The organism is Kitasatospora sp. NPDC059327 (assembly GCF_042752535.1).
GTDB lineage: Bacteria > Actinomycetota > Actinomycetes > Streptomycetales > Streptomycetaceae > Kitasatospora.
Map to the genome: position 1 here is coordinate 1 of NZ_JBHYYB010000001.1, position 5,973 is coordinate 5,973.

A 5,973-nucleotide genomic window follows, 5' to 3' on the forward strand; every position below is an offset into this window, starting at 1 on the left:
GCCCGAGGTCGGGCGGCCCCGGCGCCGGTGGCCCGGTCGTCCCGGGCCGGCTACCCGACCAGGACGGCCCCGCTCACCCGTCGGCGCCGACCCGCAGGCCCTCCGCGCGGGCGGCGGCCACCATCCCGGCCCAGGACTCCACCAGCACCGCCCAGCGCTCGGCGTCCTCCCGGGCCTCGTCCAGGAGCCGCTGCCGCTGCCCGGCCACCACGTCCGCGAGCTCGGCGTACTTGCCGCCCAGCTTGCGGTAGGAGCGGTCCAGGACGTCCAGGCAGTGCTCGTTCCCGGCGCGGTCCCAGTCGACGCTGCCCCGGACCAGGTCGACGATCGGCTCGACCTTCAGCTCGTGCCGCTCGTCCAGCAGTCCGCGGCCGAGGTCGATCATCCCGCCGTAGACCGGGTACAGGTACAGCATCGAGAGCAGGAACTTGACGAATCGCAGCTGGTAGGAGATGAAGCCGGCGCCGATGCGGCGCTCGGGCGTGTAGTAGTTGACGATGTGACGCTTGTGGACGACGCCGGGCAGCCGGGAGTGGACCAGGGCGTGCAGCAGGGCGTAGTCGCAGCCGATGGTCTCGATCGAGGGCAGCAGCGGCAGCACCTCGTAGGCCCGGTGGTCCAGGGCGATGTTGCACATGTAGACGTCCCAGATGTCGGGCACGCCGAGGACGGACTCGTCGGAGCTGAACGACTCGGCGCCGGCGCCCTTGAAGGAGACGTCCACCATCGCGTCCCGGTCCTCCTCCGGCCACACCGGCGGGGTCCACAGGCGCACGATCTCGCGGTAGACGGCCGGGTCCAGCTCGTGGATCTCGCCGATGTCCACGTTGAGTTCGCCGATGAAGGAGCCGCTGACCAGCATCACCGGCTTGTCCGCGTCGGCGGGGTCGAGCTCGGAGCGGGACACGCCGGCCACCGCCTCGCCGGCCGGCCGGCCGATCGAGAGCAGCTCGTGGTGGATCGGGAACATCTTCCGGCCGTCGACGACCTGGTAGTCGAAGTCGTCGTTGCGCAGGTGGGCCGAGGTGCAGCCCAGGGCGGCGGCGCCGAGGAAGAGCCGGTTGACGCAGGACCCGTACGCGACGGCGTCCGGGAGCATCAGGTCGAGCAGCAGCGCGGGGTCGGCGCCGCCGGAGCGCTCGGCCACCCCGCGCAGGAACTCCCGCTGCTGCTCGTTGCCGAGGTGGTGGACGAACACGCCGGGGGTGGGGGCCAGGGAGGCCACGGCGTCCGCGTTCTTCGCGAATCCGGCGGCGTCCGTGGTGTCGAGGACGAGGAGGTGCACCTCGACCCCGAAGGTCGCGACGGCGTAGGCCGCCTCCTCGGCGAGGTCCACGATGGTGCCGGGGCAGGGACGCATGGTGGGCAGGGCGAGGCAGACTCGTTGCATGGTGCTGGGTTCTCCGTCTGATCGTCAGATGGGTGAGAGGAGGGGTCAGTTCAGCTCGGAGCGGGGTTCCGGCCGACGGCTCCGGCCGGTCGGCCACCGGGGAGTGGACCGCTCGTGAGGTCGGTGATCCACGGCGGGCCCGGCGGAGCGGTCTCCCCGCCGGTGGCCGCGATCGCGGCGGGACGGGCCGGTCCGGTCGGCGGGGCCGAGCAGGTCCTGCGCATGCGGCCCGTCTCCCATCGATCGTCGGATCCAGCTGCCGGTCCGAGGACCAAGGCGTGGCAGTGTCGCACGGCTCGCTCAAAGCTGCTGTGAGGCAGCCGAGTTGAGGGGGCCGGGGAGCGCCGGGCGGTGTCGGCGCCGGGTCGCGGGCCTCCGTCGGACTCCGGTGGATGACCTTGCTTCACCACGGTGGACTAGACCAACTTCGGTGTCAACGGGATGCTTTCAGGGATGGGGCGGCGCACGCCGACATTGCCCGATCGGGCAAGACCCCCTGCCCTCGGACGAACCTCGGCGGGACTCGCCGGCGCGGCTCCTCGGCGGGACTTCTCGGCGCGGCTTCTCGGCGCGGCTTCTCGGCGCGGCTTCTCGGCGCGGCTTCTCGGCGGGGCTCCTCGGCGGGGCTCCTCGGCCGGGGGCCGAGGGCCTGGTCCGGGCGGGCCGGTTCCCGGTCGGGGGTTGCCGAACGGCGGCGCGGGCGGATTCCATGGCGGCGCGTGCACCGTACGCACAGGCGATCGAGAGGAACCCCCATGACGCAGGACCGGCCGGTCGTCCCGGAGGGGGCGGCGCGCATCACGCTGCCCGCACCGCGGACCCCTTCACCCCGCGAGGCCCCGGCGCTGAACTGGGGGGTCCTGGCCCCCGGGGGGATCGCGGCCGCGTTCGTCGAGGCGCTGCGGACGCACACCGGGCAGCGGGTGGTGGCCGTCGGCTCGCGCGACGCCGCGCGGGCCCGTGCGTTCGCCGACCGGTTCGGCATCCCCAGGGCCCACGGGAGTTACGCCGGACTCGTCGAGGACGACGAGGTGGACATCGTCTATGTCGCGTCGCCCCACTCGGGCCACTTCGAGCAGGCGATGCGGGCGGTCGAGGCGGGCCGGCACGTCCTGGTGGAGAAGGCGTTCACGCGCAATGCCCGTGAGGCCGAGGAGTTGATCGAAGCGGCCCGCAGGCGCGGGGTGTTCCTCATGGAGGCGATGTGGACGCGCTTCCTGCCCCACATCGACGTGGTCCGTCAGGTGCTCGACGCCGGGCTGCTCGGGGAGGTGCACACCGTTCTCGCCGACCACGGGCAGGCGATGGAGCCGGACCCGGCGCACCGTCTGTTCGCTCCGGAGCTCGCGGGCGGGGCGCTGCTGGACCTCGGCGTCTACCCGGTCTCCTTCGCCTCCCTGGTGCTCGGGCCGTTCGCCTCGGTCACCGCGGTGGGCACCAAGGCCTTCACCGGGGTCGACGGCCAGACGACGATCGTCGTCACCGGCGGATCCGGAGCGCACGGTGTGCTGAACACGTCGCTCTTCGCCGTCACCCCGACCACGGCGTCGATCTCGGGGACGCGGGGTCGTCTGGAGATCGACGGGCCGTTCTACGGGTCCGCGCGGGTGCGTCTCGTCGGCCGGGACAACACGCCGATCGACTCCTTCGTCCCGGTGCGACGCGACGGCGGCCTGAGCTATCAGGCGGCCGAGGCGGCCCGGTGCGTCGCCGCCGGGCGGCTGGAGTCCGAGCTGATGCCGCTCTCCGAGACGCTGGACATCATGCGTGTCCTGGACGGTGTCCGCCGCGACCTGGGTGTGGTCTTCCCGGGGGAGTGACCCGGCCGGGTGCCCCCGGCCCGGCCCGTGCGGGTGGGAACGAGTCGACAGCCCGCGCGGGCCGGCGCGCCCCCGGCACCCCGCCCTGCGGCCGCCCGGCGGCGGGACGCCTATCATTCCGGTGCCGACGGGGAGTCACCCGGGCACGTGCCGTAACCGTTCACCATGTTCCTCCCGGAAAGGGGCCCCGCGTGGGTAGCACCGTCGAGACGCTGGAATTCCAGGCCGAGACACGTCAGTTGCTCCGGCTGGTGATCCACTCGATCTACTCGAACAAGGACATCTTCCTGCGAGAGCTGATCTCGAACTCCTCCGACGCGTTGGACAAACTGCGGCTGGAGTCGTTGATCGACTCCGGCCTCGACGCCGACATCTCCGACCTCCACATCCTCCTGGAGGTGGACGCGGACGCCCGCACGCTGACCGTCCGCGACAACGGCATCGGCATGACCCGCGACGACATCGTCGAGCTGATCGGCACGATCGCCAAGTCCGGTACCGCCGGCCTGCTGGAGAAGATCAAGGAGACCAAGGACGCCGCCGCCGCGCAGAACCTGATCGGCCAGTTCGGCGTCGGCTTCTACTCGGCGTTCATGGTCGCGGACCGGGTCACCCTGCGCACCCGGCGGGCCGGCACCGACACGGGCACCCAGTGGGAGTCCGACGGCGAGGGCACCTACGAGATCAGCGAGGTCGACGGACTGCCCGCGGGCACCTCGGTCACCCTGCACCTCAAGCCCACCGACAGCGAGGACGGACTGGCCGACTACCTGGCCGGGGCGAAGATCCGCCAGATCGTCAAGCAGTACTCGGACTTCATCCGGTGGCCGATCCGGATGGCCGCCGAACGCACCGACGCGGACGGCGCGACCACCCGCACGGTCGACACCCTCAACTCGATGAAGGCGCTGTGGGCCAGGCCGCGCAGCGAGGTGACCGAGGCCGAGTACCAGGAGTTCTACCAGCAGATCAGCCACGACTGGCTCCCCCCGGCCGAGACCGTCCACATGCGCGCCGAGGGCACCTTCGAGTACGAGGCGCTGCTGTTCATCCCGTCGCAGGCGCCGTTCGACCTGTTCTCGCGCGACGCCAAGCGCGGCGTGCAGCTGTACGTCAAGCGCGTGTTCATCATGGACGACTGCGAAGCGCTGATGCCGGACTACCTGCGCTTCGTCAAGGGCGTCGTGGACGCCCACGACCTGTCGCTGAACATCTCCCGCGAGATCCTCCAGCAGGACCGCCAGATCCGCGGTGTGCGCCGACGGCTGGTCAAGAAGGTCCTCGCCGCGTTCAAGGGCGTGCAGGCCGACGACGCCGAGCGCTACGCGAAGCTGTGGACCCAGTTCGGCCGGGTGCTGAAGGAGGGCCTGATCGAGGACACCGACAACACCGAGGCCCTGCTGGAGCTGGTGTCGGCCCCCTCCACGTACGACCCGGAGCGGCCCACCGGCCTGCGCGAGTACGTCGGGCGCATGAAGGACGGCCAGGACGCGATCTACTACCTGACCGGCGAGGACCGCGCCATGGTGGAGAACTCGCCCCACATGGAGGCCTTCGCCGCCAAGGGGTTCGAGGTCCTGATCCTCACCGACCCGGTCGACGAGGTCTGGGTCGACCGGGTCCCCGCCTTCGACGGGCACCGCCTGCAGTCCATCGCCAAGGGCCAGGTCGACCTCGACGAGCCGGAGGACGGCGACCAGGACGCCGGGGGCGAGAAGGCCAGGCGCGAGCAGGAGTTCACCGCCCTGCTGCCGTGGCTGGCGACGACCCTGTCCGAGCAGGTGAAGCAGGTCCGCCTGTCGTCGCGGCTGACGACGTCGGCGGCCTGCATCGTCGGCGACGCCCACGACATGACCCCGACCCTGGAGAAGATGTACCGGGCGATGGGGCAGTCGATGCCCCCGGTCCAGCGGATCCTGGAACTCAACCCGACGCACCCGCTGATCACCGCGCTGCGCTCGGCGCACGAGGCGAACGCCGACGACCCCGGGCTGGCCGAGATCGCCGAGCTGGTGTACGGCAGCGCGCTGCTCGCCGAGGGCGGTGACCTGCCCGACCCGGCCCGCTTCACCAGGCTCCTGACGGAGCGCCTGACCCGCACCCTGTGACCGGGTGGGGTGCGGCCCGCCGCACCCCACCTCCGCGGTCCGCCCGCGCTCGCACCCGTCCGTGTCCCGCCCGGCGGCGTGCGAGTCGCCGCGCACCCCTCGACCGGACGTCCGGCGCCTCGGCCGAGGTGGTCATCGCCGTCTCGGCATTCATTTCAGTTTATAGAGTGGCGTGGCCCCTGGTGGTCGGGCGGCGTTGATCCCGCCCGGAATCTCGGATACCGCTTCTCCGGCGCCGCTTGCGACCTGCGGAATCACTCCATGCGCCGCCGGGTCGCCTGAATCGGTCGATTCGATCCCTTGACGCGATCACCACATCGTCAGCACTCTGGTGCCTGGCCAAGCTGAGGTGACTGAACGTCAAACGGTCATTCATCTCAGCTCATGGCTGAACCCGGTAAGTCCGTCGAGGAATGCGAAAGAGGAGGTGTCCGTCATGAAGAAGATCGTCGTTCGCAAGGCCGGCCCGGTCCGCCTGACCAGCACGGCGCGTGCGCTGTACCTGCCGTGGGACTGCATGGTCCAGGTCTGATCCCGACCCCCGGGTCCGGGGGTGGGGGGGGGGCGCCGCCCCCCGCACTAGGGCCGGGCCCCCCCCCCCCCCCCCCCCCCCCCCCCCCCCCACCAGCAGCACAGACCCCCCCAGATAGCAAAG

General features: G+C 71.4%; 3 protein-coding genes. 2 read left to right on the top strand and 1 reads right to left on the bottom strand.

What is annotated here, in order from left to right:
* Window positions 1–73: 73 nt before the first annotated feature.
* The gene (locus ACFXHB_RS00005; protein ID WP_380570940.1) at window positions 74–1,390 is read right to left on the bottom strand and encodes a DUF6271 family protein; all 1,317 of its coding nucleotides are present in this window, start codon (window positions 1,388–1,390) and stop codon (window positions 74–76) included.
* Between the two features lie 755 nt (window positions 1,391–2,145).
* Between ACFXHB_RS00005 and ACFXHB_RS00010 the strand changes: the two genes are divergently transcribed.
* Together ACFXHB_RS00010 and htpG are read left to right on the top strand one after the other, a co-directional pair.
* A complete protein-coding gene (locus ACFXHB_RS00010) occupies window positions 2,146–3,210 on the top strand; it encodes a Gfo/Idh/MocA family protein (protein ID WP_380570942.1) in 1,065 nt (354 codons plus the stop codon).
* A 191-nt stretch (window positions 3,211–3,401) separates the two neighbouring features.
* The gene (gene htpG, locus ACFXHB_RS00015) at window positions 3,402–5,318 is read left to right on the top strand and encodes a molecular chaperone HtpG (RefSeq protein WP_380570943.1); all 1,917 of its coding nucleotides are present in this window, start codon (window positions 3,402–3,404) and stop codon (window positions 5,316–5,318) included.
* Window positions 5,319–5,973 lie beyond the last annotated feature (655 nt).